Below are 24,765 nucleotides of genomic sequence, written 5' to 3'. Positions count from 1 at the left end.
ACACTGCGGGCAGCAGACGTGGGGAGCGCACGGCGTGACCAGGTTCGACACCATCGAGCGCGCTGTCGCCGACATCGCCGCCGGCAAGGCCGTCGTCGTCGTCGACGACGAGGACCGCGAGAACGAGGGCGATCTCATCTTCGCCGCAGAGAAGGCCACACCCGAGCTGGTGGCCTTCATGGTGCGGTACACCTCGGGATACCTCTGCGTTCCGCTGTCGGGCGAGGACTGCGATCGCCTCGGACTGCCTCCGATGTACTCCACGAACCAGGACAAGCACGGCACCGCGTACACCGTGACCGTCGACGCTCGCGTCGGTATCGGTACGGGCATCTCGGCATCGGACCGCGCGGCGACCATGCGTCTGCTCGCGGACCCCGACACCGGTGCGAACGACTTCACCCGTCCCGGTCACGTCGTCCCGTTGCGGGCGAAGGAAGGCGGCGTGCTGCGCCGCCCCGGCCACACCGAGGCCGCGGTCGACCTCGCCCGGATGGCGGATCTGCGCCCGGCCGGCGTCATCTGCGAGATCGTGTCGCAGAAGGACGAGGGCGAGATGGCCCGCACGGACGAGCTCCGTGTCTTCGCCGACGACCACGACCTCGCGCTCATCTCCATCGCCGACCTGATCGCGTGGCGACGCAAGCACGAGAAGCACGTGGTGCGCATCGCCGAAGCGCGCATCCCGACGGCGCACGGCGAGTTCCGTGCGGTGGGCTACCAGAGCGTCTACGAGGACGTCGAACACGTGGCGCTGGTGCGCGGCGACATCGCCGGGCCCGACGGCGACGGCAGCGACGTGCTGGTCCGCGTCCACTCCGAGTGTCTGACCGGGGACGTGTTCGGCTCGCTGCGCTGCGACTGCGGTCCGCAGCTGGACGCTGCGCTCGACATGGTGGCGCAGGAGGGTCGCGGAGTGGTGCTCTACATGCGCGGTCACGAGGGCCGTGGCATCGGCCTGCTGCACAAGTTGCAGGCCTACCAGCTGCAGGACGCCGGCACCGACACCGTCGACGCCAACCTCGCGCTCGGCCTGCCCGCCGACGCGCGGGACTACGGCATCGGAGCGCAGATCCTCGTCGACCTGGGCATCTCGTCGATGCGTCTGCTGACCAACAACCCGGCGAAGCGGGTCGGCCTCGACGGCTACGGCCTGCACATCACCGAGCGGGTGCCGATGCCGCTGCGTGCCAACGCCGAGAACCTCACCTACCTGCGTACCAAGCGTGACCGGATGGGCCACGACCTCGTCGGACTGGACGATTTCGAGACGCCGGTGGTCACCCCCGACGCGGGCGGCCTCTGATGAGCGGCGAGGGCGAACCGGTCCTGCAGCTCTCGGGCGCCGAGGACCTCGAGGTCGCGATCGTCGCGGGCCAGTGGCACGAGAAGGTCAGCACCGCACTCGTGGACGGCGCACTCCGCAAGGCCGACGAGGTGGGACTGCGGAACGTGACTCTCGTGCGTGTCGCCGGAGCCATCGAGATCCCCGTGGTCGCACAGCAGCTCGCCCGCACCCACGACGCGGTGGTCGCTCTGGGCGTCGTGATCCGGGGCGGGACACCGCACTTCGAGTACGTGTGCGACGCCGTGACCGCCGGGCTGACCCGAGTGTCGCTGGACGAGTCCACCCCGGTCACCAACGGAGTACTCACCGTGAACGACGAGCAGCAGGCACTCGATCGCGCAGGTCTTCCCGGGTCCAAGGAGGACAAGGGTGCGCAGGCCGTCGCGGCGGCCGTCGACACGGCGCTGACGCTGAAGGGCCTGCGTCACGGGAGTCCGTCGTGACCGACGCACCGAGTCAGCAGTGGGAACTCGAGGCGCGGCCGCGCAAGAGCGCGAAGTACGCCGTCGGTGTCGCCGCTCTCCTCGTCATCGTGCACACCACCCTGGGGATTCTGCTGCGGACCGGCAACACCGGCGTGTTCTTCCAGCGCGTGGACCAGTTCGCCATGATCGCCATCGGGTGTGGCATGGCGGCGGGCGTGCTGTTGCTGACTCGTCCGCGGATCAAGGTCGGTGCGCAGGGCGTGCTGGTGCGCAACCTCGTCACCGAGAAACTGATTCCGTGGGACCTCGTGCGCGGCTTGTCCTTCTCGCCCGGATCGAGCTGGGCTCGCGTGGAACTGCCGGACGACGAGTACGTGCCGGTCATGGCGATCCAGTCCAACGATCGCGAGTACGCGGTGCACGCCGCGCGTACGTTCCGCTCTCTCGAGCAGAAGTACGCCGCAGCGAGCTGACCGAGGTCACTCGATCCCGTCTCCCATGACGACACCCTCGCGTCGGGGATCGGCACCGCCGATCCATCCGTCGGCCGTCCGGACCAGGGCGCTCGAGCCGCTGGACTGATCGGCCACCGACACCTGGTGGCCCATCGCCCGCAGAGCCGACACCAGCGGATCCGCGGCACCGTCGTTCTGCGCGTCGATGTTCGGATGCTCGCCGCCCACGTTCGTCGTCGGCGCGTTGGCCGCACCCACGTTGACGGCGGACACGGCCTGCTGCGGATCGAGACCCCAGTCGAGCATGCCGACGAGGTTCTTCACGACGAACTGGATGATGACCGAACCGCCGGGTGATCCGGTCACCAGCCGCACGTCACCCCGCGCACCGTCGTCCCCGCGGTCGAACACGATCGTCGGCGCCATGGAACTGCGGGGACGCTTGCCGGGCTCCACGCGGTTGGCCACGGGTACCCCGTCGGGCCCCTCGGGTGCGGCCGAGAAGTCGGTCAGCTGGTTGTTGAGGAGGAAGCCGTTCGTCATGTGGAAGGAGCCGAACGCCGACTCCACCGTGGTGGTCATCGACGCGACGTTCCCCGCGCTGTCCACGATGCTGAGGTGACTGGTCCCTGCCTCCGGTCCGGCGTAGCTGCTCAGGGGTATCGGACCGAAGTCGCCCGGCTGAGCCGTGCCCATGCTGCGGGCGGGATCGATCATGCGGGCGCGCTGCTCGAGGTAGTCCGGATCGAGCAACTCGGCGGGGCTGCCACCGGGCAGGGGGATGTAGTCGGGATCGGCGACGTACTTGTCGCGGTCGGCGTACGCGAGGCGCTCCGCCTCGGCGATGAGATGGACGCCCTCCGCGTCGGGGACTCCACCGTCGGCATCGGGGGAGGCGGGTGCGTACTGCCCCATGTCGAAGTGGGACAGGATGCCCATCGTGGACGCGACCGCGATACCGCCCGACGACGGGCCCGGCATGCCGCACACGTCCGTGTCGCGGTACGGCACGCACACCGCGTCCCGCTCCTTCGCCTCGTATCCGGCGAGGTCGTCGAGTGTCAGCCGGCCGGGGGTGCGCCCGCCCGTCGTGTCCGCCGTCGCGTCGACGATGGACTGCGCCAGCGCACCGGTGTAGAACGCGTCGGCACCCTCGGTGGCGATCGCGCCGAGCGTCTTGGCCATCGCGGGGTTCGTCAGCGTCGTCCCCGCCGCCTTCGGGCTGCCGTCCGGCTCGAGGAAGTAGTCACGCGAGGCGGGGTCCAAAGCGAGTTTCGGCGCCGAGTCCGCGATGGACGACGCCATCCGCGGACTGATCTCGAAGCCGTCGTCGGACAGCGCGATGGCCGGATCGAACAGTGACCGCCACTCCTTGCTCCCGTGATCGCGGTGGACGTCGTCCAGCATGCGCACGACGCCGGGAACGCCGATCGCGCGGCCGCTCGATCGGGCATCGGGCTTCGGCACGGACAGATCGGCGGGCGCACCGGGGGCAGCCGTGTCGTCCACGAAGCGTAGGTAATTCGCAGTGGCAGAGGCGGGGGCCGTCTCACGGCCGTCGTAGGCACGCAGAGTCCTCGACTCGGCGTCGTAGTAGAGGAGGAAGGCGCCGCCGCCGATACCGGAGCTCTGCGGCTCGACCAGTCCGAGCACCGTCTGCGCCGCGACCAGCGCGTCGGCCGCGGTCCCGCCGTCGCGCAGCACCTCGCACGCCGCCTCCGTCGACACCGGGTTGGCGGTCGACACCGCGTACGTGGCGGTGCGCACCGAGGTCATTCCGGTGCGGTAGCCGGTGGCGACCTCCGGCGCACCGTCCGGTCCCGTGCCCGCGTCCGCAGTGACGGGGGTGCCGCCTCCGCCCCCGACGCACGAGGGGGCCGAGCCGGAAGCGTCGTCACCGCTGCCCGAGGAGCAGGACACGGCGGTGAGGGCGACGACGGCCGCGAGGGCGAGAGGTCGAGTCAGTGATCGGCGTGAAGTCACCGATCCATGACACCGCGTCCTCGCGTGGTTCGCAGCCCGAACGGCGGATTTCGACTGTCGGTCACGACGACTACCGTGGAGGTGTGTCCGACCCCGCTACGTACCGCCCGGCCACCGGAACCATTCCGGTCGAGCCAGGGGTCTACAAATTTCGTGATCCGCACGGCCGCGTCATCTACGTCGGCAAGGCGAAGAGCCTGCGCAGCCGTCTCAATTCCTACTTCGCCGACATCGCCGGCCTGCATCCGCGCACTCGTCAGATGGTCACCACGGCTGCCAGCGTCGAATGGACCGTAGTCACCACCGAGGTGGAGGCGCTCCAGCTCGAGTACAACTGGATCAAGGAGTTCGATCCTCGATTCAACGTCCGGTACCGGGACGACAAGAGCTACCCGATGCTCGCGGTCACGCTCAACGAGGAGTACCCGCGGTTGTTCGTCTACCGCGGGCCCCGGCGCAAGGGTGTGCGCTACTTCGGCCCGTACGCGCACGCGTGGGCGATTCGAGAGACGTTGGACCTGCTGTTGCGGGTGTTCCCTGCGCGGACGTGCTCCGCTGGAGTGTTCAAGCGGCACAACCAGATCGGTCGGCCCTGTCTGCTCGGGTACATCGACAAGTGCTCGGCGCCGTGCGTCGGACGCGTGTCGGCGGCCGAACACCGTGCGACCGTCGAGAACTTCTGCGACTTCCTGTCCGGCAAGACCGACAAGCTCGTCCGCGAGCTCGAGAACCGGATGCAGAAGGCGTCGGAGGACCTGGACTTCGAGACGGCGGCCCGGCTGCGTGACGATGTGGGGGCACTGCGGCGCGCACTCGAGAAGCAGGCCGTGGTGCTCGGCGACGGCACCGACGCGGACCTCGTCGCCTTCGCGAGCGACGACCTCGAAGCGGCGGTCCAGGTGTTCCACGTCCGCGGCGGTCGCGTGCGCGGCCAGCGCGGGTGGGTCGTGGAGAAGGCGGGCGAGGTGATCGACGCCGCGGTCGCGGCCGAGGCGACGTCCGCCGGGGCCGACGACCGTGCCGAGGCGCAGGACGCTCCGGTGGACGCGGAGGCGGCGTCCGATCTGCCGGCTCTCGTCGAGCAGTTCCTCACCCAGTTCTACGGCGAGCAGGCCTCGCTCTCGTCGTCCACCGAGGACGCCGCTGCCAACGCCGTACCCCGCGAGGTGCTCGTTCCGGTGCTGCCGCCGAACGCCGACGAGGTGCAGGCGTGGCTCAGTTCGCTGCGCGGGTCCGCGGTGCAGCTACGGGTGCCTCGTCGCGGCGACAAGAAGGAGCTCGCCAAGACGGTGTATCGCAACGCCGTCGAAGCGCTCCAGCAGCACAAGATGAAGCGTGCGGGCGACTTCACGTCGCGCTCCGCAGCGTTGCAGGGCATCCAGGAAGCGCTCGACCTCGACAGTGCACCGTTGCGCATCGAGTGCATCGACATCTCGCACGTCCAGGGCACCGACGTGGTCGCGTCGCTGGTGGTGTTCGAGGACGGGTTGCCGCGCAAGAGCGACTACCGCCACTACTCCATCAAGGAGGCTGCGGGAGACGGTCACTCGGACGACGTCGCGAGCATCGCCGAGGTCACACGGCGACGGTTCCTGCGTCACGGCAAGGACTCCGGCGGCGATCTGGCTCCCGAGGCCTCCCTCGACCCGCAGACGGGTCGGCCCCGCCGCTTCGCCTATCCGCCGAACCTCTTCGTCGTCGACGGCGGCGCACCGCAGGTGGCCGCGGCGGCCGAGGTGCTCGACGAGCTGGGTGTCACCGACGTCGCGGTGGTGGGTCTCGCGAAACGGCTCGAGGAGGTGTGGGTGCCGGGGGAGAGCGACCCCGTGATCCTGCCGCGCACCAGCGAGTCGCTGTACCTCCTCCAGCGGGTTCGCGACGAGGCGCACCGCTTCGCCATCACGTTCCACCGCAGCAAGCGGTCCAAGCGCATGACGGCGTCCGCGCTGGACTCGGTGCGCGGGCTCGGTGAGGCGCGTCGCACGGCGTTGGTGACGCACTTCGGCTCGGTGGCCAAGCTCAAGCAGGCCGAGGTGTCCGAGATCGTGAAGGTGCCGGGTATCGGCGAGACGACGGCACGCGCCGTCCTCGAGGCACTGGGAGTTCCACAGGACCAGGACGCGTCGGCTGCCGCGGCCGCGTCGGAACCGACCGCGGTCCCCGACAACGAAGCGGACAGCGCCCCGGTACGACATGATGAACGCACCGACGGCAGCGACCGTGACGAGCTGCCGGCACCGTCCGGTGAGCCGCTGTCGGTGGCCGCGCATCGAGGAACAGGACACCGGGACGAGTGAACGTGCAGCGAGAGCAGGTGGGTGACCCCGTTCGACCGCACTCCGACATCGACGTCGCTCTGGTCACAGGGCTGTCCGGTGCCGGGCTCGGCACGGCGGCGAAGGTCCTCGAGGACCTGGGCTGGTACGTCGCCGACAACATGCCGCCCGAGCTGATCACTCGCATGATCGAGATCGGTCGCACCTCGGACCCCGGCATCGAGCGGCTCGCCCTGGTGGTCGACGTGCGCAGCCGATTGTTCAACGGCGACGTCGGCACCCTGCTCGCCGACCTGGCAGCGGACGGGGTGCGCCCGCGCGTGCTGTTCCTGGACGCGTCCGACGACGTGCTGATCCGGCGATTCGAATCGGTGCGCCGCAGCCACCCGCTGCAGAACTACGGTGTGGACGGCACGCTCACGGAAGGCATCTCGGACGAGCGGGCCCGGTTGGCCACCGTCAAGGAGGCCGCGGACATCGTCATCGACACGAGCTCGCTCTCCGTGCACGGTCTGCGCGATCGTGTCGCCGCGGCGTTCGGCGACGACGTGGTGGGCACCGTGGCCGTCACCGTCGAGTCCTTCGGCTTCAAGTACGGGGTACCGCTCGACGCAGACGTGCTGTGTGACATGCGTTTCCTCCCGAACCCGCACTGGATCCCCGAGCTGCGCCCGCTCACCGGCAAGGACGTCGGCGTGCGGGACTACGTGCTGGGGCAGCCGGACGCGGAGGAGTACCTCGAGCTGTATCACCGCCTGCTGACGATGACGCTCGCCGGCTACCGGCGCGAGGGCAAGCGGTACATGACCGTCGCCGTCGGCTGCACCGGCGGCAAGCATCGCAGCGTCGCCATGACCGAGGCGCTCGCCGAACGGCTGCGTGCCGATGCCGACACCAGTGTCCGCGTCGTGCACCGCGACCTGGGTCGAGAGTGAGCGCGGACGGCGGACGCGGCGACGACGACGCTCCGCACATCGTCGCGCTCGGCGGCGGACACGGCCTCTACGCGACCCTGTCCGCCGTACGGTCGCTCTCCACGCGGGTGACGGCGGTGGTCACCGTGGCCGACGACGGCGGGTCGTCCGGCCGATTACGCGCCGAGCTCGGCATGATTCCGCCCGGCGATCTGCGCATGGCGCTCGCAGCGTTGGCCGCAGACTCTCCGCAGGGCAGGCTCTGGGCCGACATCCTGCAGCACCGCTTCGGCGGCAGCGGCGCGCTCGCCGGGCACTCGGTGGGCAATCTTCTGCTCGCCGGACTGTCCGAGGTGCTCGGTGACCCGGTCGCCGCACTCGACGAGGCCGCGCGGCTGCTCGGTGTCGACGGGCGGGTGCTGCCGATGTCGCCCATCGCCCTGGACATCGAGGCGGACGTGTCGGGACTCGAGTCCGACCCGCGCGTGAGCCGCGTCATCCGTGGGCAGGTCGCCGTCGCCACCACTCCCGGCAAGGTGCGGCGCGTCCGACTGCGCCCGTCGGATCCGCCGGCCACCGAGCAGGCCGTCACCGCTGTGGGCGCCGCCGATCTGGTCGTTCTCGGACCCGGGTCGTGGTTCTCCAGTGTGTTGCCGCACGTCCTCGTGCCCGAGCTCGCCTCGGCGCTGCGCGCCACCGAGGCCCGCAAGGTGCTGGTGCTCAATCTCGGGCCGGAGCCGGGGGAGACCACGGGATTCTCGGCGGAGCGTCATCTCCACGTACTGTCCCAACACGCGCCGGGTTTTCGGGTGCATCACGTGGTGGTCGACTCGACGTCGGTGCCGCCGGGGTCCGAGCGTGATCACCTCGCGCGGGCCGCCGCGGTGTTCGGCGCCGACGTGATCCACGCCGACGTCGCGGGGGCGACACCACACGCACACGACCCGAGCAAGCTCGCGGCCGTGTTCGCCGCTGTTCTCGAGGGCGCCGACCGGGCCGACCTCGACAGCAGCACCGACAGCAGGAAGGGATCGACGTCGTGGCCATGACAGCCGATGTCAAGGACGAACTGAGCCGCCTCACCATCACGGCGGTCAGCTGCCGCAAGGCGGAGGTCGCTGCGTTGCTGCGCTTCGCCGGGGGGCTGCACATCGTGGCCGGTCGCGTCGTCGTCGAGGCGGAGGTGGACCAGCTGTCCATCGCCCGGCGGCTCAAGCGCGAGGTGTTCGATCTGTTCGGCTACAACGCGGACGTGCACTCCATCGGCGCGGGCGGGTTGCGCAAGTCGACCCGCTACATCGTCCGGGTGGCCAAGGACGGCGAGGCCCTGGCGCGCCAGACCGGGCTCCTCGACATGCGTGGTCGGCCGGTGCGCGGACTCCCCGCCCAGGTGGTGGGCGGCACCGTCGCCGATTCCGAGGCGGCGTGGCGCGGCGCGTTCCTCGCGCACGGCTCGCTCACCGAACCCGGTAGGTCGTCCGCGCTCGAGGTCAGCTGCCCTGGACCCGAGGCAGCACTCGCGCTGGTCGGCGCCGCCCGCCGGCTCGGTGTGGCGGCCAAGGCGCGAGAGGTGCGCGGCGCCGATCGCGTGGTCGTACGCGACGGCGAGGCCATCGGTGTCCTCCTCACGCGGATGGGCGCCCAGGACACTCGACTGACGTGGGAGGAGCGCCGGATGCGCCGCGAGGTGCGGGCCACGGCGAATCGTCTCGCGAACTTCGACGACGCCAACCTGCGACGCTCCGCGCGGGCGGCCGTCGCGGCCGCGGCGCGGGTCGAGAGGGCGCTCGCGATTCTCGGCGAGGACGTCCCGGACCATCTCGCCGCGGCGGGTCACCTGCGCGTGCAGCACCGGCAGGCGTCGCTCGAGGAGCTCGGGCAGCTGGCCGATCCGCCCATGACGAAGGACGCGGTGGCGGGCCGGATCCGCCGACTGCTGTCCATGGCCGACCGCAAGGCGAAGGACTCGGGCATCCCGGACACGGAGTCGGCCGTCACGGCCGACCTGCTCGACGAGGCATGAGCGCGGGTGCCTGACCGAGAACTGCACCACCCCGAACCATTAGGGTGATCACAGGTCACGGAGCGGCTCGGTCGCCCGTGACGGACACGTCCGCACCATCACGTGCGGTGGAGGAAACCGATGCACGACCCGTGCATCGACGAGGAACACGAGTTTCAACACAAAGGAGCGAACAGTGACGGTTCGGGTTGGCGTGAACGGCTTCGGTCGTATCGGACGTAACTTCTTCCGGGCGGTCGATGCGCAGAAGGCGCTCGGCACCACCGACATCGAGATCGTTGCGGTGAACGACCTCACCGACAACGCAACGCTCGCTCACCTGCTCAAGTACGACTCCATCCTCGGCCGCCTCCCGCACGACGTCTCGCTCGAGGGCGACGACACCATCGTCGTCGGCGACCGCAAGATCAAGGCTCTCTCACTGCGCGAGGGTCCCTCCGCCCTGCCGTGGGGAGACCTGGGCGTCGACGTCGTCGTCGAGTCCACCGGCATCTTCACCGACGCGTCGAAGGCTCAGGGCCACATCGACGCCGGTGCCAAGAAGGTCATCATCTCCGCGCCGGCCAAGGGCGAGGACATCACCATCGTCATGGGCGTCAACGACGACAAGTACGACGGCAGCCAGAACATCATCTCGAACGCCTCGTGCACCACCAACTGCCTCGGCCCCATCGCCAAGGTGCTCGACGACGAGTTCGGCATCGTCAAGGGCCTCATGACCACGATCCACGCCTACACGCAGGATCAGAACCTGCAGGACGGTCCGCACTCGGACCTGCGTCGCGCCCGCGCCGCCGCGCTCAACGTCGTTCCCACGGGCACCGGCGCCGCGAAGGCCATCGGCCTGGTGCTCCCGCAGCTGCTCGGCAAGCTCGACGGCTACGCGCTGCGCGTCCCGATCCCCACGGGTTCGGTCACCGACCTCACCGCCCAGGTGCGCAAGACCGCCTCGGTCGAGGAGATCAACGCGGCCATGAAGGCTGCGGCCGAGGGCCCGCTGAAGGGCATCCTGAAGTACACCGACGCACCGATCGTCTCCTCCGACATCGTCACCGACCCGGCGTCGTCGATCTTCGACTCGGGCCTGACCAAGGTCATCGAGGACCAGGTCAAGATCGTCTCCTGGTACGACAACGAGTGGGGCTACTCCAACCGTCTCGTCGACCTCATCGGACTCGTCGGAAAGTCGCTCTGACCCGATGGCCGTCAAGACACTGCAGGATCTCATCGACGAGGGCGTCGACGGACGCGGCGTCCTCGTCCGTGCCGATTTCAACGTTCCGCTCGACGACGGGCAGATCACGGACGCCGGCCGTATCGAGGCGTCGCTCCCGACGCTGAAGACGCTGCTCGAGGCGGGTGCCAAGCTCATCGTGACCGCGCACCTCGGCCGGCCGGAGGGCAAACCGGACGCCGCGTTCTCATTGGCTCCGGTCGCGGCGAAGCTCGGCGAACTGCTGGGACGCCACGTCCAGCTCGCCGGTGACGTCGTCGGTCAGGACGCCGAGGCTCGCGCCGAGGGTCTGACCGACGGAGACGTTCTCCTGCTCGAGAACATCCGCTTCGATCCGCGCGAGACCAGCAAGGACGACGCCGAGCGGCTGGCGCTGGCGAAGGAACTGGCCACGCTGGCCGGCGACGACGCCGCGTTCGTGTCCGACGGCTTCGGTGTCGTGCACCGCAAGCAGGCGTCGGTCTACGACGTCGCGACGCTGCTCCCGCACTACGCGGGCACGCTGGTCGCGACCGAGGTCGACGTCCTGACGAAGCTGACCGAGACACCCGAGCGTCCCTACGCCGTGGTGCTCGGCGGCTCCAAGGTGTCCGACAAGATCGGTGTCATCGAGGCGCTGGCGCCGAAGGTCGACACGCTGGTCATCGGCGGCGGCATGGCCTTCACCTTCCTTGCGGCACAAGGATATTCGGTGGGCACGTCGCTGCTGCAGGAAGATCGCATCGAGACGTGCAAGGACCTGCTCGAGCGATTCGGTGACGTCATCCACCTTCCGACGGACTTCGTCGTCGCCGACAGCTTCTCCGCCGACGCGGAGTCGAAGACGGTGAAGGCGTCGGAGATCCCCGACGGCTGGATGGGTCTGGACGTGGGACCCGACTCGGTGGATCGCTTCGAGGCGGTGCTGAGCAACGCCAAGACCATCTTCTGGAACGGTCCCGCCGGAGTCTTCGAGTTCGAGAAGTTCTCGAAGGGCACCGAAGGTATCGCTCGGGCGATCATCGCGGCGACCACGAAGGGCGCGTTCAGTGTCGTGGGCGGGGGCGACTCCGCCGCGGCCGTGCGCACGCTGGGTCTCCCGGACGCCGGTTTCTCGCACATCTCCACCGGTGGCGGTGCCTCCCTCGAGTACCTCGAGGGCAAGCAGCTCCCCGGCCTGTCGGTACTGGAGGGCTGAACCATGACATCTCCACGAGCTTCGCTCGACCGTAAGGCCAGGACCCCGTTCATCGCCGGTAACTGGAAGATGAATCTGAACCACCTCGAGGCCATCGCCCTGGTGCAGAAGATCGCCTTCTCGTTGCCAGCGAAGTACTTCGAGAAGGTCGACGTCGCGGTGATCCCGCCGTTCACCGACATCCGCAGTGTCCAGACGTTGATCGAGGGCGACAAGCTCCTGCTCACGTTCGGCGCGCAGGATCTCTCGCCCCACGACTCCGGCGCCTACACCGGCGACATCAGCGGTGCCTTTCTGGCCAAGCTGGGCTGCACGTACGTCGTGGTCGGGCACTCGGAGCGTCGCGCCGGACACGGCGAGACCGACGAGGCGGTGCTCGCCAAGACCAAGGCCGCGCTGAAGCACGGACTCGTGCCGATCGTCTGCATCGGTGAGGGTCTCGAGGTGCGGGAGGCCGGCGAGCACGTGGCGTTCAACGTCGAGCAGCTCCGCGGGTCCCTCGCGGGTCTGAGTGCCGAGGAGATCGGGAAGATCGTCGTCGCCTACGAGCCGGTGTGGGCCATCGGTACCGGCCGCGTGGCCAGTGCCGCGGACGCGCAGGAAGTCTGCGGAGCCATCCGTCAGGAGCTGGCGTCGCTCGCCGACGTCGACACCGCGGCGGCGGTCCGTGTGCTGTACGGCGGATCGGTCAGCTCGAAGAACGTGGGCGAGATCGTCGGCCAGACCGACGTCGACGGTGCACTGGTGGGCGGAGCGTCGCTGAAGGCGGACGAGTTCGCCACCCTGTGTGCCATCGCCGCCGGGGGACCGCTTCCCTGACCCACCGCGCATCACCGATCGAAGGGCACGTCGCACACGCGACGTGCCCTTCGTCGTTCGGCGGCGCGCGGCCTGTAACATTGGCCATCATGCGCACGTTCCTGGACATCCTGCTGGTGGTCACCAGCATCGGCCTGCTCGTCTTCGTCCTGCTGCACCGCGGCAAGGGCGGCGGCCTGTCGAGCCTGTTCGGTGGTGGCGTGCAGTCGTCTCTGTCCGGGTCCAGCGTCGTCGAGAAGAACCTCGACCGTGTCACCGTCTTCACCGGTGTCGTGTGGCTCATCTGCATCCTGGGCATCGGCCTGGAGATCAAGTTCGCCTGATCGGGTGACGTGACCCCTGCCGTGAGCCCCGCGCTGCGGTCCGGGGGTGCGCCGACGATACTGTCCTCATGACAGTCGTGGATCCAGGTCTGCCCGCCACCGAACCTCTGCGAGAGGACATTCGGCTCCTCGGTGGAATACTCGGTTCCGTCGTCCGGGACCACGAGGGCGAGGAGATCTTCGACCTCGTCGAGCAGGCCCGAGTGGAGTCGTTCCGGGTGCGGCGGTCGGAGATCGATCGCGGCGAACTCGCCCGGCTCTTCGACGGAATCGACATCACGCGTGCCATCCCGGTGATCCGGGCGTTCAGTCACTTCTCGCTTCTCGCCAACCTGGCGGAGGACATTCACCGCGAGCGCCGCCGCGCCGTGCACGTGCGTGCCGGGGAGCCGCCCCAGGACAGCAGTCTCGCCTCCACCTACAGCAAGCTCGATGCGGCGCGCCTCGACGCCGCCACGGTGGAGGACCTGCTCCGCGACGCCCTGGTGTCGCCCGTCATCACCGCGCATCCCACCGAGACGCGTCGCCGCACCGTGTCGGAGATCCAGAGCCGCATCACCGATCTGATGCGCTTCCGTGAGCGCACGGAACTGGACGACACGGAGATCGCGGAGACCGACGCGAAGATCGAGCGGCAGATCCTCGCACTGTGGCAGACGGCGCTGATCCGGCTGTCCCGCTTGCGGATCCAGGACGAGATCGAGGTGGGTCTGCGCTACTACGACATGTCGCTCTTCGACGTGATCCCACGCATCAACACCGAGCTGCGGGCAGCGCTCCGCAGCCGTTGGCCGGATGCCGACCTGCTGACGCAGCCGATGCTGCGACCCGGATCGTGGATCGGCGGCGACCGGGACGGCAACCCCTTCGTCACCGGGAAGATCGTGCACCGCGCGACCAACCGTGCCGCGCAGGTGGCGTTCACCCGGTATCTCGCGGATCTCGTCGGTCTCGAGCACGAGCTGTCCATGTCGGCTCGGTTGATCGACGTGGACGCGGACCTGCAGGCCCTGGCCGATGCGTCGAAGGACGAGTCGGCGTTCCGTGCGGACGAGCCCTTCCGCCGAGCTGTGCGCGGTATCCGCGGGCGACTGTCGGCGACGGCACGCCGCATGCTGGACGTGGTTCCGGACAACACCCTCGACTCGCCGGAACTCGAGCCGTACGGCGCCCCGCAGGAGATGCTCGACGATCTGGACCTGTTGGACCGCTCGTTGCGGCGCACGGCCAACGGCGTCATCGCCGACGACCGACTCGCGACGCTCCGGCAGGCGCTCGAGACCTTCGGGTTCCACCTGTCCGGGCTCGACATGCGGCAGAACTCCGAGATCCACGAGCAGGTCGTGGCGGAGTTGCTGGCCTGGGCGGGCGTCCACGCGGACTACGCGTCACTGTCCGAGGACGAGCGCGTCGAGATCCTCGCCGCCGAGCTCGAGACGCGGCGACCCCTCATCGGGCCCCGCGCGGAGTTCAGCGAGCAGACGGCCAAGGAACTGGCGATCGTCGAGTCCGCCGCGGACGCCGTGCGCACGTTCGGCGGCGGCGCGGTGCCGAACTACATCATCAGTATGTGCACCTCGGTCAGCGACATGCTCGAGGCCGCGGTGCTGCTCAAGGAGGCGGGCATCCTCGATCCCGGCGACGCCGAGACGGGTCCGTCCTCGCCCGTCGGTGTGGTGCCGCTGTTCGAGACGATCGACGATCTTCAGCAGGGCGCGGCGACCCTCACCGCGACGTTGTCCATCCCCGTCTACCGCGCGCTGGTGACGTCCCGCGGGGACAACCAGGAAGTGATGCTGGGGTACTCCGACTCCAACAAGGACGGCGGGTACCTGGCCGCGAACTGGGCGCTCTACCGTGCCGAACTCGACCTCGTCGAGGCTGCACGCGCCGCCGGGATCCGGCTACGACTGTTCCACGGCCGCGGTGGCACCGTGGGCCGCGGCGGTGGCCCGAGCTACGACGCCATCCTCGCTCAGCCCACCGGTGCGGTCACCGGCTCGCTGCGGATCACCGAGCAGGGCGAGGTGATCGCGGCGAAGTACGCGGAACCCCGCCTGGCGCGCCGCAACCTCGAGACGCTGTTGGCGGCGACCATCGAGAGCACGTTGCTCGACGTCGAGGGGCTCGGGGACGACGCCGAGCCGGCCTACGCGCTGCTCGACGATCTGGCGGCACGCGCCCAGGCCGCGTACGGGGCACTGGTCCACGAGACGCCGGGCTTCGTCGAGTACTTCCGGATGTCCACACCGGTCGCCGAGATCGGGGAGCTCAACATCGGCAGCCGGCCGGCGTCGCGGAAGCCCACCAACTCGGTGTACGACCTGCGGGCGATCCCGTGGGTGATGTCGTGGAGTCAGTCGCGGGTGATGTTGCCCGGCTGGTACGGAGTGGGTACCGCGTTCGAGGACTGGGTCGGCGGCGACGCGGACAAGCTGGCCACGTTGACCGATCTGTACCGGCGGTGGCCGTTCTTCCGGACGGTGCTGTCCAACATGGCGCAGGTCATGGCCAAGTCGGATCTGGGGCTCGCCGCCCGGTACTCCGAACTGGTGCCGGACGAGCAGCTCCGCAAGACCGTGTTCGACATGATCTCGACCGAGCATGCCAAGACCGTGTCGATGTACCTGAAGATCACCGGGCACGACGGGCTGCTCGACGACAACCCGGCGCTGGCGCGGTCGGTGTTCAACCGCTTCCCGTACCTCGAGCCGCTGAACCACCTGCAGGTGGAACTACTCGCACAGCTGCGGGCGGGAGACGACCGCGAGCAGGTCAAGCGCGGCATCCTGCTGACCATGAACGGGCTCGCGACCGCGTTGCGCAACAGCGGATAGAGGGAACCGCGAGGACCCTCCCGGCGTCGAACAGAACAGACCCATTCGACGCCGGGAGGATCTCCGTCATGACTCCGCAGAACGAACACCGTTGCACCGCAACCGCATCCGCGTGGCGCAGGGGAGTGCCCCGGCGTCGACCAGCGGCCTCGACACCCGTCCGACCGAAGGACGATCAGCCCGGACGGCCGCCGGCCTGACCGTCGCTCAGAGGCGGGACGCCGACCCCGCGTCCAGAAACCACACGGTCGATTCGAGGCCGTGTGCCCCGGCGGCCGGATGCTCGACCGGGTCCGCGACCCCGACACAGGCGGCGACGGCATCGGCCTTGCCCTCGCCCGAGACGAGGAACCACACGTGCCGAGACCTGTTCACCGCCGGGAGCGTCAGCGTGATGCGCACGGGAGGCGGCTTGGGGGAGTCGGTCACGGCCACGACCCAGCGTGACTTCTCCTGCACCGCGTCACCGTGGGCGAAGAGGGAGTTGACGTGAGAATCCGGGCCCATGCCGAGCAGGTGGATGTCGAAGGCGGGTCCGTCCTCCGGTGCGAAAGCTGCCACCGACTGCAGGTAGGTCACCGCCGCGGCCTCGACGTCGTCGTCCAGCGGCGAGTCGGACGGGGCCATGACGTGCACGCGGTCGGGATCGACGCCGACGTGATCGAGCAGGGCGTCCCTGGCCTGCACGTAGTTGCGTTCCGGGTCGCCCTCGGGGAGGAAGCGTTCGTCACCGAAGAAGACGTCGACGGCGGACCAGTCGATGTCGCCGCCGAGGTCGCGGACAGCGGCCAGGGTCGCGACGCCGGTGCCGCCACCGGTCAGCACGACGGATGCGGTACCGCGTGCTCGCTGGGCGTCGACGACCACCGACACGAATCGCTCGGCCGCGGCGCGGGCGAGAGCCGCCGTGTCGTCGGAACGGTGGATCTCCGGTCGTGTCTCACTCATAGGTCACCTTCGTCAGGCCGGCGAGGGCCTCTTCGTAGATCTCGTCACGGTCGAGTCGACGCAGCTCCTCCGCGAGGCAGTCGCGGGTCTCCCTCCGGGCGAGTGAGACCAGCGTGTCCGGTTGTCCGGTGCGGATGAGCGTGGCCGTGGTGCCGGTCTGCGGCCTGCTGATGGACACGGTGCTGTCGGCCAGCACCATCTCCACACGCAGGTCGCCGACCTTGCGCACCACGGGGACGTCGAGGCGGGCGGCGAACCACCCGGCGAGGATGTCCAGTGCGGGCTCCTCGCGCAGACCCGACACGGTCACCGATCGCACCGGCTCGGCCTGCTGGTCGAGTGCCGTGGTGAGCAGCGCACGCCAATAGGTGATGCGCGACCAGGCGAGGTCGGAATCCCCCTCGGCGTACGACTCGAGTCGCGACGAGATGGCAGCGCGCGGGTCGGGTGAGTTGGTCGCGTCGGTGATCCGGCGGATGGCGAGTCGGCCCACCGGGTCCTCCTTCGGGACCGCCGGTGCTCCGCTCGGCCACCAGGCCACCACGGGGGTGTCCGGCAGCAGGAAGGGGAGGACGACGCTCTGCTCGTGTTCCGACAGCTCGCCCCTTAGTCGCAGGAAGACCACCTCGGACGCGCCCGCGTCGCCGCCGACGCGGATCTGCGCGTCCAGCACGTCGTCGTCGTCGCGATCACCGCGGGCCAACACGATCACACGACACGGGTGCTCCCGGCTGGCCTCGTTGGCCGCCTCGATCGCGGCTTCGAACTTCGCGGGATCACGGATGACGACCACCAGGGTGAGCACCCGACCGAGCGTGACGGCGCCGCCCGATTCGCGGAGCTCCACCAGCTTCTTCGAGACGGCACCGGTGGTGGTGGCGGGCAGATCGACGATCACGGCCTTCTCCATTCGCGTCCGGTGCGCTGCATCATCTCGTTGGCCGAGTCGGGGCCCCACGTGCCGGCCTCGTACGGATCGGCCGCGCCTCCGGACGCCCAGTACTCGAGGATGGGGTCGAGGATCTTCCACGACAGCTCTACTTCGGCATTGACCGGGAAGAGCGACGGCTCACCGAGCAGCACGTCGAGGATGAGCCGCTCGTACGCCTCGGGCGACGACTCGGTGAAGGCCTGGCCGTAACTGAAGTCCATGCTGACGTCCCGCACCTGCATGCTGGACCCCGGCACCTTCGATCCGAAGCGCAGCGTGACGCCCTCGTCGGGCTGCACGCGGATGACGAGTGCGTTCTGGCCCAGTTCCTCGGTCATCGTGGCGTCGAACGGCAGGTGCGGTGCGCGTTTGAAGATCATCGCGATCTCGGTCACGCGCCGCCCGAGCGACTTCCCCGTGCGGAGGTAGAACGGCACGCCGCCCCACCGCCGGGTGTCCACCTCGAGGGTGATGGCCGCGTAGGTCTCGGTGTTCGACTCCGCGTCGAACCCCTCCTCCTCCTTGAGCCCCTTCACCTTCTGGCTGCCCTGCCACCCCGAGGTGTACTGCCCCCGGGCAGCGGTCTGCGCGAACGGCTCCGCCAGACGCGTCGAGGAGAGGACCTTGATCTTCTCGCTCTGCAGCTCGCTGGGGCTGAAGCTGACCGGCTCCTCCATCGCGGTGATGGCGAGCAACTGCAGCAGGTGGTTCTGGATCACGTCGCGCGCAGCGCCGATGCCGTCGTAGTACCCCGCTCGACCCCCCAGGCCGATGTCCTCGGCCATCGTGATCTGCACGTGGTCCACGTAATGGGCGTTCCAGATCGGGTCGAACAGCTGGTTGGCGAAGCGCAGCGCCAGGATGTTCTGGACCGTCTCCTTGCCGAGGTAGTGGTCGATGCGGAACACGCGATCCTCCGGGAACACCCGGTTGACGATCGCGTTGAGCTCCTTCGCGCTCGCGAGATCGTGGCCGAAGGGCTTCTCGATCACCACTCGACGCCAGTGCCGCGGCGCCTCGTCCTCGGTCTCCGGTCCGGTGGCGAGACCGGACGCCGACAACTGCTCGAGCACCGTGGGGAACGCGCCCGGCGGGATGGACAGGTAGAACGCGTGGTTCCCACCGGTTCCGCGCTCGACGTCGAGTTCCGCGAGCGTTCTCGTGAGCTGATCGAACGCCGCGGCGTCGTCGAACGACCCCTGCACGAAGCGGATGCCTTCCGACAATCGTTCCCACACGTCCTCACGGAACGGCGTCCGGGAGTGTTCGCGGACCGCGTCGTGCACGATGGTGCCGAAGTCCTGATCCGACCATTCACGCCGGGCGAACCCGACCAGCGCGAACCCGGGCGGCAGGAGCCCACGGTTCGCGAGGTCGTACACCGCCGGCATCAACTTCTTGCGCGCCAGGTCGCCGGTGACACCGAAGATCACCAGGCTGCAGGGCCCGGCGATCCTCGGGAGACGCTTGTCTCTGCTGTCACGGAGCGGATTCACCCAGGGTGTGGCTGACTCCGTCGCCACGGTTCAGCTCTTCGACGCGGCGGAGAGTTGCTCGGAGGTGGCGTCGAGCAGTTCGCCCCACGACGCCTCGAACTTCTGGACGCCCTCGTTCTCGAGCACGAGGAAGACGTCGGTCAGGTCGATACCCAGTGCACTGATGGCGTCGAAGACGGCCTGCGACTCCTGACCCTTGCCCGTGATGGTGTCGCCGGTGACCTCGCCGTGGTCGGCGAAGGCGTCCATCGTCTTCTCGGGCATGGTGTTGACGGTGTTCGGGGCGACCAGCTCGGACACGTACAGCGTGTCGGGCAGGGTCGGGTCCTTCACTCCGGTGGAGGCCCAGAGCGGGCGCTGCGGCCGGGCGTTGTCGGTCAGCATGCCCTGGAAACGCGACCCGATCTCGAACACCTGCTGGTAGGCGACGTACGCGAGGCGTGCGTTGGCCAGTGCGGCCTTGCCCTTCAGGTCGGTCGCCTCCGGTGTTCCGATGGCGTCGAGACGCTTGTCGATCTCGGTGTCGACGCGCGAGACGAAGAACGACGCGACCGAGTGGATCGACGACAGGTCGTGGCCCGCGGCCTTCGCCGACTCGAGTCCCTCGAGGTAGGCGTTCATGACGGCCTCGTAGCGCTCGACCGAGAAGATGAGCGTGACGTTGACGCTGATGCCCTCGCCGATGACCTTGGCGATGGCGGGGATGCCGGCCTCGGTGGCGGGGATCTTGATCAGGACGTTGGGCCGGTCGACGATCTTCCACAGCTCGATCGCCTGCGCGACCGTCTTGTCGGTGTCGTGGGCCAGGCGGGGATCGACCTCGATGGACACCCGTCCGTCGACTCCGTTGGTCGCCTCGTACACGGGTGCGAGCACGTCGCACGCATTGCGGACGTCGTCGGTGGTGACCGTGCGGATGACGGAATCGACGTCGGCACCGCGAGCGGCGAGCTCGTTCACCTGCTCGTCGTACGAGGTGCCCTTCGACAGGGCGGCCTGGAAGATCGACGGGTTCGTGGTGACGCCGACGACCGACTTGGAGTCGATCAGGTCCTTCAGGTTGCCTGAGGAGATCCGGTCACGGGAGAGGTCGTCCAGCCAGACCGAGACTCCGGCGGCGGACAGGTCTGCGAGATTCTGGTTCTGAGTCATGTTGTCATCCCTTCACGTTGGTGATGGAGCGCTGAGCTGCGGCCACGACGGCCTCGGCCGTGAAGCCGTACTCGCGGAAGAGCGTCGCCGCGTCCGCGGACTCGCCGAAGTGCTCGAGCGAGATGATCTCGCCGAAGCCGCCGACGATCCTGTACCAGGGCATCGCGATGCCGGCCTCGATGGAGACACGGGCCTTCACGGTGGGCGGAAGGACCTGGTCGCGGTAGTTCTGGTCCTGGCTCTCGAACCACTCGACACACGGCATCGAGACGACGCGCGCCGCGATGTCCTGCGCCTCGAGAAGCTTCTGTGCCTCCACGGCGTACTGCACCTCGGAACCGGTCGCGACGATGATCACGTCGGGTGCGGCCTTGGACGACTCGACCAGGACGTACCCGCCCTTGGAGACACCCTCGTAGCTGGTGCCGTCGAGAATCGGGATGCCCTGACGGGTGAGCGCGAGGCCGACGGGTCCGCTGCTCGACGAGCGCGCGAGCACCGCGCGCCAGGCGTGGGCGGTCTCGTTCGCATCGCCGGGGCGCACGACCGAGAGGTTCGGGATCGCGCGCAGCGCCGCGAGGTGTTCGACCGGCTGGTGCGTCGGGCCGTCCTCGCCGAGACCGACGGAGTCGTGGGTCCAGACGTAGATGGGATCGATGTCCATGAGGGACGCGAGGCGCACCGCGGGACGCATGTAGTCACTGAACTGCATGAAGGTGCCGCCGTACGCACGCGTCGGTCCGTGCATGACGATGCCGGACAGGATCGCGCCCATCGCGTGCTCGCGGATACCGAAGTGCAGCGTGCGGCCGTAGGGCTCGGCGTCCCAGTCGTCGGTGGAGATCGACGTCGGGCCGAAGGACTTGGCGCCCTTCATGGTGGTGTTGTTGCTGCCGGCGAGGTCGGCGGAGCCGCCCCACAGCTCCGGCAGGACCGGGCCGACGGCACTGAGGACCTCACCGGACGCGGCGCGCGTCGCGATGGCCTTGCCGCCCGGCTCCCAGGTGGGGAGGACGTCGGTCCATCCGTCGGGCAGCGTGCCCTCGGTCAGACGGTCCAGCAGGCGGCGACGGTCGGGCTCGCGCTCGCTCCACGCGTCGAAGTCCTTGCTCCACGCCTCGTGCGCCGCGCGGCCACGCGCCTGCAGGCCGCGGGTGTGCTCGATGACCTCGTCGGTGACCTCGAACGTCTTCTCGGGATCGAAGCCGAGCGCCTTCTTCACGGCGGCGACCTCGTCGTCACCCAGAGCGGCACCGTGGACGGCGCCGGTGTTCATCATCGTGGGGGCCGGGAAGCCGATGATGGTGCGCAGCACGATGATCGAGGGCTTGTCGGTGACGGCCTTGGCCGCCTCGACCGCCTCCTCGATGGCGGTGACGTTCTCGCCGCCCTCCACGACCTGCACGTGCCAGCCGTACGCCTCGTAGCGCTTGGCGGTGTCCTCGGACAGCGCGATGTCGGTGGAGTGCTCGATGGAGATCTTGTTGTCGTCGTAGAACAGGATCAGGTTGCCGAGCTGCTGCGTGCCGGCGAGTGAGGACGCCTCGGAGGTGATGCCCTCCTCGATGTCGCCGTCGGACGCGATGACGTAGACGTAGTGATCGAACGGGCTGTCGCCCCATGCGGGCTCGGGATCGAAGAGTCCACGCTCACGGCGCGACGCCATGGCCATGCCGACGGCCGAGGCCAGGCCCTGACCGAGCGGGCCGGTGGTGATCTCGACGCCCTTGGTGTGGCGGAACTCCGGGTGGCCGGGAGTCTTCGACTTGAACGTGCGCAGCGCCTCGAGATCGGCGAGCTCGAGGCCGAAGCCGCCCAGGTAGAGCTGGATGTACAGCGTGAGGCTCGAGTGACCGCACGAGAGCACGAAGCGATCGCGGCCGATCCACGTGGTGTCCGTGGGATCGTGGCGCATCATGCGCTGGAAGAGCGAGTACGCCAGGGGAGCGAGGCTCATGGCGGTTCCGGGGTGGCCGTTGCCGACCTTCTGCACCGCGTCGGCAGCGAGAACACGCACAGTGTCCACCGCCCGTGTGTCCAGATCGGTCCAGTCGCTCGGATGGTGAGCGCTGGTGAGAACGGTGATGTCGTCTGTGATCGACACGGGTGGAGATCTCCTGACACTGTCGGGGTGGGGGTGGCCAGTAGTGCACGGACGCGGCGCACTCGTCGCCGCTCCGCGCGTGATGAGCCTAGTTCCCCGGCGGGTCGGTCGGGGATACCCGGTTCACGGTCGAGCCTAGTTCCGTCCGGGACGCCTCGCTGATTCCGCGACGGGTGGTCCGCCGCCGATCCGTCACACGACGCCCGAACCATCCGACTACCCGCCGATTGGGGTGATGACACAGGCGGCGTCTACCATCGCTTGTAGTAGCACCATTCCGCTCGGTAACTGGGCCGGGTGGTGGAGCGGACGGTGCGAGAGGGAGATTCGAGTGGGTATGCGGCAGAGCCCGAGCGGACACGGGTTCACCGACAGTCCGACCCGGGACGTGTCGACCGCTCCCACGTCGAGACTCGGCCGGCTGACGGCCAAACCCGCCGCCTACATCGCGCTGACGAAACCGCGCGTGATCGAGCTCCTCCTGGTCGCGACCATCCCCACGATGCTCCTCGCGGACCGCGGCACGGTGAACCTCCCGCTGCTGTTCGCCACGCTGTTCGGCGGGTGGATGGGTGCCGCCAGCGCCAACACGCTGAACTGCGTCGTCGACGCGGACATCGACAAGGTCATGAAGCGCACCGCGCGGCGGCCCCTGGCCCGCGAGGCCGTGCCGACGTCGCACGCCTTCGTCTTCGGCGCGCTCCTCGGAGTCGGATCCTTCCTCTGGCTCTGGTGGGCGGCGAACCTCCTCAGTGGGATCCTGGTCGTCGCGACGATTCTGTTCTACGTCCTCGTCTACACGATGGTGCTCAAGCGCCGGACCTCGCAGAACGTGGTCTGGGGCGGTGCCGCGGGATGCATGCCCGCACTCGTCGGATGGTCCGCCGTGACCGGGACCGTCGGGTGGCAGGCGATCGTCCTGTTCCTCGTCATCTTCTTCTGGACTCCGCCCCACACATGGGCCCTGGCCATGCGCTACAAGGACGACTACAAGGCGGCGGGTGTGCCCATGCTGCCCGTCGTCGCCACCGAACAGGTCGTCACCCGGCAGATCGTCCTCTACACCTGGGCCACGGTTGCGGCCACGGCTGCGTTGATCCCGGCGGCCGGTGTCGTCTACGCCGCGGTCGCCCTGGCGGCGGGTGCCTGGTTCCTCCTCATGGCGCACCAGCTCTACTCGGGCGTGAGACGCGGCGAGGCCGTGAAGCCGCTGCGCCTGTTCCTGCAGTCGAACAACTACCTCGCGGTCGTCTTCATCGGTCTCGCCGTCGACTCCGTGCTCGGGATGTCCACGGTCTCCGACTTCTTCTCCTGACACCCGCTCCGCGTCAGGGTTCCAGCACGATCGATCCCGCCGTCCGCCGGCTCTCCAGGTCGATGTGCGCCTGCCGGGCCTGCTCGAGCGGATAGCGATGCTCGACTCGGACCGTCAGGGTTCCGTCCGCCAGCGCGCGCACCACGTCTCCGCCGCGCCATTCCAGCTCTGCCCGGTCGCGGATGTGATGCGCGAGGGTGGGGCGGGTCAGGAACACCGAGCCGGCCTTGTTGAGGCGTTGCGGGTCCACCGGCGGTACCGGCCCGCTCGCGGCACCGAAGAGGGCCACTGTCCCGCGGATGCGCACGCTCTCGAGGCTCGCGTCGAACGTCGAGGCACCGACGCCGTCGTACACCGCCGCGACGCCGACACCGTCGGTGATGTCGCGCACGCGTGACGGGATGTCGTCGTCGTAGCGGAGAACGTGAGTCGCGCCTGCCTCGCGCGACAACGCCTCCTTCTCGTCGGTGGACACGGTGGTGATCACCGTCGCGCCCTTCGCCGTGACGAGCTGCGTGAGAATCAGCCCGACTCCGCCCGCGCCGGCATGCACCAGCACCACGTCGCCGGACCGCACGGGGTACGTCGACTCGATCAGATAGTGCGCCGTCATGCCCTGGAGCAGCACGGATGCCGCCTGAGGGGGATCCACACCCGCCGGCACCGCGATGGCAGAGGCGGCCGGGACCCGCACGAGTTCGGCGTAGCTCCCGGGCGCTGCGGCCCATGCGACGCGGTCGCCGACCGAGAACCCGGACACCTCCGAGCCCACCTGCTCGACGACGCCGGTGCCCTCGTCGCCCGGGACGTACGGCAGCTCCCGCGGGTAGGACCCGCTGCGGAAGTACGTGTCGATGTAGTTGATCCCGGAGGCCTGGACCCGGACCAGTAGATCGGCCGGGCCGGGTACCGGATCGGGGACGTCGGTCACGTCGAGGACGTCGGGTCCGCCGGTTCTGGTCACGAGTACAGCGCGCATGGGAAAAGTCTGCCACCGCGCCCGCG

General features: G+C 69.0%; 20 protein-coding genes. 13 read left to right on the top strand and 7 right to left on the bottom strand.

Annotated elements, in window-relative coordinates; genetic code table 11:
* Positions 1-34: 34 nt before the first annotated feature.
* The 3 genes from HQ308_RS01160 to HQ308_RS01150 are packed head-to-tail and all read left to right on the top strand — an operon-like array spanning position 35 to position 2,246.
* Entirely contained in the window at positions 35-1,306 is a 1,272-nt protein-coding gene (locus tag HQ308_RS01160) for a bifunctional 3,4-dihydroxy-2-butanone-4-phosphate synthase/GTP cyclohydrolase II (protein ID WP_051613220.1), read from the top strand.
* Complete coding sequence (gene ribH / locus HQ308_RS01155; RefSeq protein ID WP_027505272.1) at positions 1,306-1,791, top strand: 6,7-dimethyl-8-ribityllumazine synthase; 486 nt, start codon at positions 1,306-1,308, stop codon at positions 1,789-1,791. Before HQ308_RS01160 ends, ribH begins: the two co-directional genes overlap by 1 nt.
* Positions 1,788-2,246, top strand: a complete 459-nt coding sequence (locus HQ308_RS01150; RefSeq protein ID WP_222645245.1) for a PH domain-containing protein — start codon at positions 1,788-1,790, stop codon at positions 2,244-2,246. Before ribH ends, HQ308_RS01150 begins: the two co-directional genes overlap by 4 nt.
* Before the next feature lie 6 nt (positions 2,247-2,252).
* On the opposite strand, the gene HQ308_RS01145 is transcribed toward HQ308_RS01150, so the two are convergent.
* On the bottom strand, positions 2,253-4,211 hold the full coding sequence (locus HQ308_RS01145) for a gamma-glutamyltransferase family protein (protein ID WP_308115637.1): 1,959 nt from the start codon (positions 4,209-4,211) through the stop codon (positions 2,253-2,255).
* Between the two features lie 83 nt (positions 4,212-4,294).
* On the opposite strand from HQ308_RS01145, the gene uvrC reads away from it, so the two are divergent.
* The 9 genes from uvrC to ppc all read left to right on the top strand — a co-directional run bounded on the left by uvrC (position 4,295) and on the right by ppc (position 15,814).
* Entirely contained in the window at positions 4,295-6,508 is a 2,214-nt protein-coding gene (gene uvrC, locus HQ308_RS01140) for an excinuclease ABC subunit UvrC (protein ID WP_307108844.1), read from the top strand.
* Entirely contained in the window at positions 6,505-7,422 is a 918-nt protein-coding gene (gene rapZ, locus HQ308_RS01135) for an RNase adapter RapZ (protein ID WP_374198516.1), read from the top strand. Before uvrC ends, rapZ begins: the two co-directional genes overlap by 4 nt.
* Positions 7,419-8,450 carry a uridine diphosphate-N-acetylglucosamine-binding protein YvcK gene (gene yvcK, locus HQ308_RS01130; protein ID WP_051613223.1) on the top strand — a complete coding sequence of 344 codons (1,032 nt, stop codon included), beginning with the start codon at positions 7,419-7,421 and terminating at the stop codon, positions 8,448-8,450. The genes rapZ and yvcK overlap by 4 nt, the downstream gene beginning before the upstream one ends.
* Positions 8,447-9,424, top strand: coding sequence for a DNA-binding protein WhiA (gene whiA / locus HQ308_RS01125; protein WP_197027771.1), 978 nt, complete (start codon positions 8,447-8,449; stop codon positions 9,422-9,424). The genes yvcK and whiA overlap by 4 nt, the downstream gene beginning before the upstream one ends.
* Before the next feature lie 175 nt (positions 9,425-9,599).
* On the top strand, positions 9,600-10,619 hold the full coding sequence (gene gap / locus HQ308_RS01120; protein ID WP_027505278.1) for a type I glyceraldehyde-3-phosphate dehydrogenase: 1,020 nt from the start codon (positions 9,600-9,602) through the stop codon (positions 10,617-10,619).
* Positions 10,620-10,623: 4 nt separating this feature from the next.
* The gene (pgk, locus tag HQ308_RS01115; RefSeq protein WP_056444694.1) at positions 10,624-11,835 is read left to right on the top strand and encodes a phosphoglycerate kinase; all 1,212 of its coding nucleotides are present in this window, start codon (positions 10,624-10,626) and stop codon (positions 11,833-11,835) included.
* Between the two features lie 3 nt (positions 11,836-11,838).
* Positions 11,839-12,654, top strand: a complete 816-nt coding sequence (gene tpiA, locus HQ308_RS01110) for a triose-phosphate isomerase (RefSeq protein ID WP_222637593.1) — start codon at positions 11,839-11,841, stop codon at positions 12,652-12,654.
* Positions 12,655-12,743: 89 nt separating this feature from the next.
* On the top strand, positions 12,744-12,977 hold the full coding sequence (gene secG, locus HQ308_RS01105; protein ID WP_027505281.1) for a preprotein translocase subunit SecG: 234 nt from the start codon (positions 12,744-12,746) through the stop codon (positions 12,975-12,977).
* A gap of 68 nt (positions 12,978-13,045) precedes the next feature.
* Entirely contained in the window at positions 13,046-15,814 is a 2,769-nt protein-coding gene (gene ppc / locus HQ308_RS01100; protein ID WP_222645244.1) for a phosphoenolpyruvate carboxylase, read from the top strand.
* A gap of 207 nt (positions 15,815-16,021) precedes the next feature.
* On the opposite strand, the gene pgl is transcribed toward ppc, so the two are convergent.
* The 5 genes from pgl to tkt are packed head-to-tail and all read right to left on the bottom strand — an operon-like array spanning position 16,022 to position 22,445.
* Positions 16,022-16,762, bottom strand: a complete 741-nt coding sequence (gene pgl, locus HQ308_RS01095; protein ID WP_222645243.1) for a 6-phosphogluconolactonase — start codon at positions 16,760-16,762, stop codon at positions 16,022-16,024.
* Positions 16,755-17,660 (bottom strand): glucose-6-phosphate dehydrogenase assembly protein OpcA, encoded by a 906-nt coding sequence (gene opcA / locus HQ308_RS01090; RefSeq protein WP_027505284.1) that lies wholly within the window; start codon positions 17,658-17,660, stop codon positions 16,755-16,757. Before opcA ends, pgl begins: the two co-directional genes overlap by 8 nt.
* On the bottom strand, positions 17,657-19,216 hold the full coding sequence (gene zwf / locus HQ308_RS01085; RefSeq protein WP_056444682.1) for a glucose-6-phosphate dehydrogenase: 1,560 nt from the start codon (positions 19,214-19,216) through the stop codon (positions 17,657-17,659). The genes opcA and zwf overlap by 4 nt, the downstream gene beginning before the upstream one ends.
* Before the next feature lie 3 nt (positions 19,217-19,219).
* Positions 19,220-20,341, bottom strand: a complete 1,122-nt coding sequence (gene tal / locus HQ308_RS01080; RefSeq protein WP_027505286.1) for a transaldolase — start codon at positions 20,339-20,341, stop codon at positions 19,220-19,222.
* 4 nt (positions 20,342-20,345) lie between these two features.
* Positions 20,346-22,445 (bottom strand): transketolase, encoded by a 2,100-nt coding sequence (gene tkt / locus HQ308_RS01075; RefSeq protein ID WP_222645242.1) that lies wholly within the window; start codon positions 22,443-22,445, stop codon positions 20,346-20,348.
* A 337-nt stretch (positions 22,446-22,782) separates the two neighbouring features.
* Between tkt and HQ308_RS01070 the strand changes: the two genes are divergently transcribed.
* On the top strand, positions 22,783-23,760 hold the full coding sequence (locus HQ308_RS01070) for a heme o synthase (protein WP_056444679.1): 978 nt from the start codon (positions 22,783-22,785) through the stop codon (positions 23,758-23,760).
* 13 nt (positions 23,761-23,773) lie between these two features.
* On the opposite strand, the gene HQ308_RS01065 is transcribed toward HQ308_RS01070, so the two are convergent.
* On the bottom strand, positions 23,774-24,739 hold the full coding sequence (locus HQ308_RS01065; protein ID WP_027505289.1) for a quinone oxidoreductase: 966 nt from the start codon (positions 24,737-24,739) through the stop codon (positions 23,774-23,776).
* Positions 24,740-24,765 lie beyond the last annotated feature (26 nt).

Source organism: Rhodococcus sp. BP-241 (assembly GCF_019836145.1).
In the GTDB taxonomy this organism is placed as follows: Bacteria; Actinomycetota; Actinomycetes; order Mycobacteriales; family Mycobacteriaceae; genus Rhodococcoides.
This window is presented reverse-complemented; position numbering and strand designations above follow the sequence as displayed.

Coding starts and splice junctions, on each gene's coding strand:
- secG (WP_027505281.1), top strand. CDS start 12,744: ATGCGCACGTTCCTGGACATCCTGCTGGTGGTCACCAGCATCGGCCTG.
- whiA (WP_197027771.1), top strand. CDS start 8,447: ATGACAGCCGATGTCAAGGACGAACTGAGCCGCCTCACCATCACGGCG.
- ppc (WP_222645244.1), top strand. CDS start 13,046: ATGACAGTCGTGGATCCAGGTCTGCCCGCCACCGAACCTCTGCGAGAG.
- HQ308_RS01065 (WP_027505289.1), bottom strand. CDS start 24,739: ATGCGCGCTGTACTCGTGACCAGAACCGGCGGACCCGACGTCCTCGAC.
- ribH (WP_027505272.1), top strand. CDS start 1,306: ATGAGCGGCGAGGGCGAACCGGTCCTGCAGCTCTCGGGCGCCGAGGAC.
- tpiA (WP_222637593.1), top strand. CDS start 11,839: ATGACATCTCCACGAGCTTCGCTCGACCGTAAGGCCAGGACCCCGTTC.
- pgk (WP_056444694.1), top strand. CDS start 10,624: ATGGCCGTCAAGACACTGCAGGATCTCATCGACGAGGGCGTCGACGGA.
- pgl (WP_222645243.1), bottom strand. CDS start 16,762: ATGAGTGAGACACGACCGGAGATCCACCGTTCCGACGACACGGCGGCT.
- HQ308_RS01070 (WP_056444679.1), top strand. CDS start 22,783: ATGCGGCAGAGCCCGAGCGGACACGGGTTCACCGACAGTCCGACCCGG.
- tal (WP_027505286.1), bottom strand. CDS start 20,341: ATGACTCAGAACCAGAATCTCGCAGACCTGTCCGCCGCCGGAGTCTCG.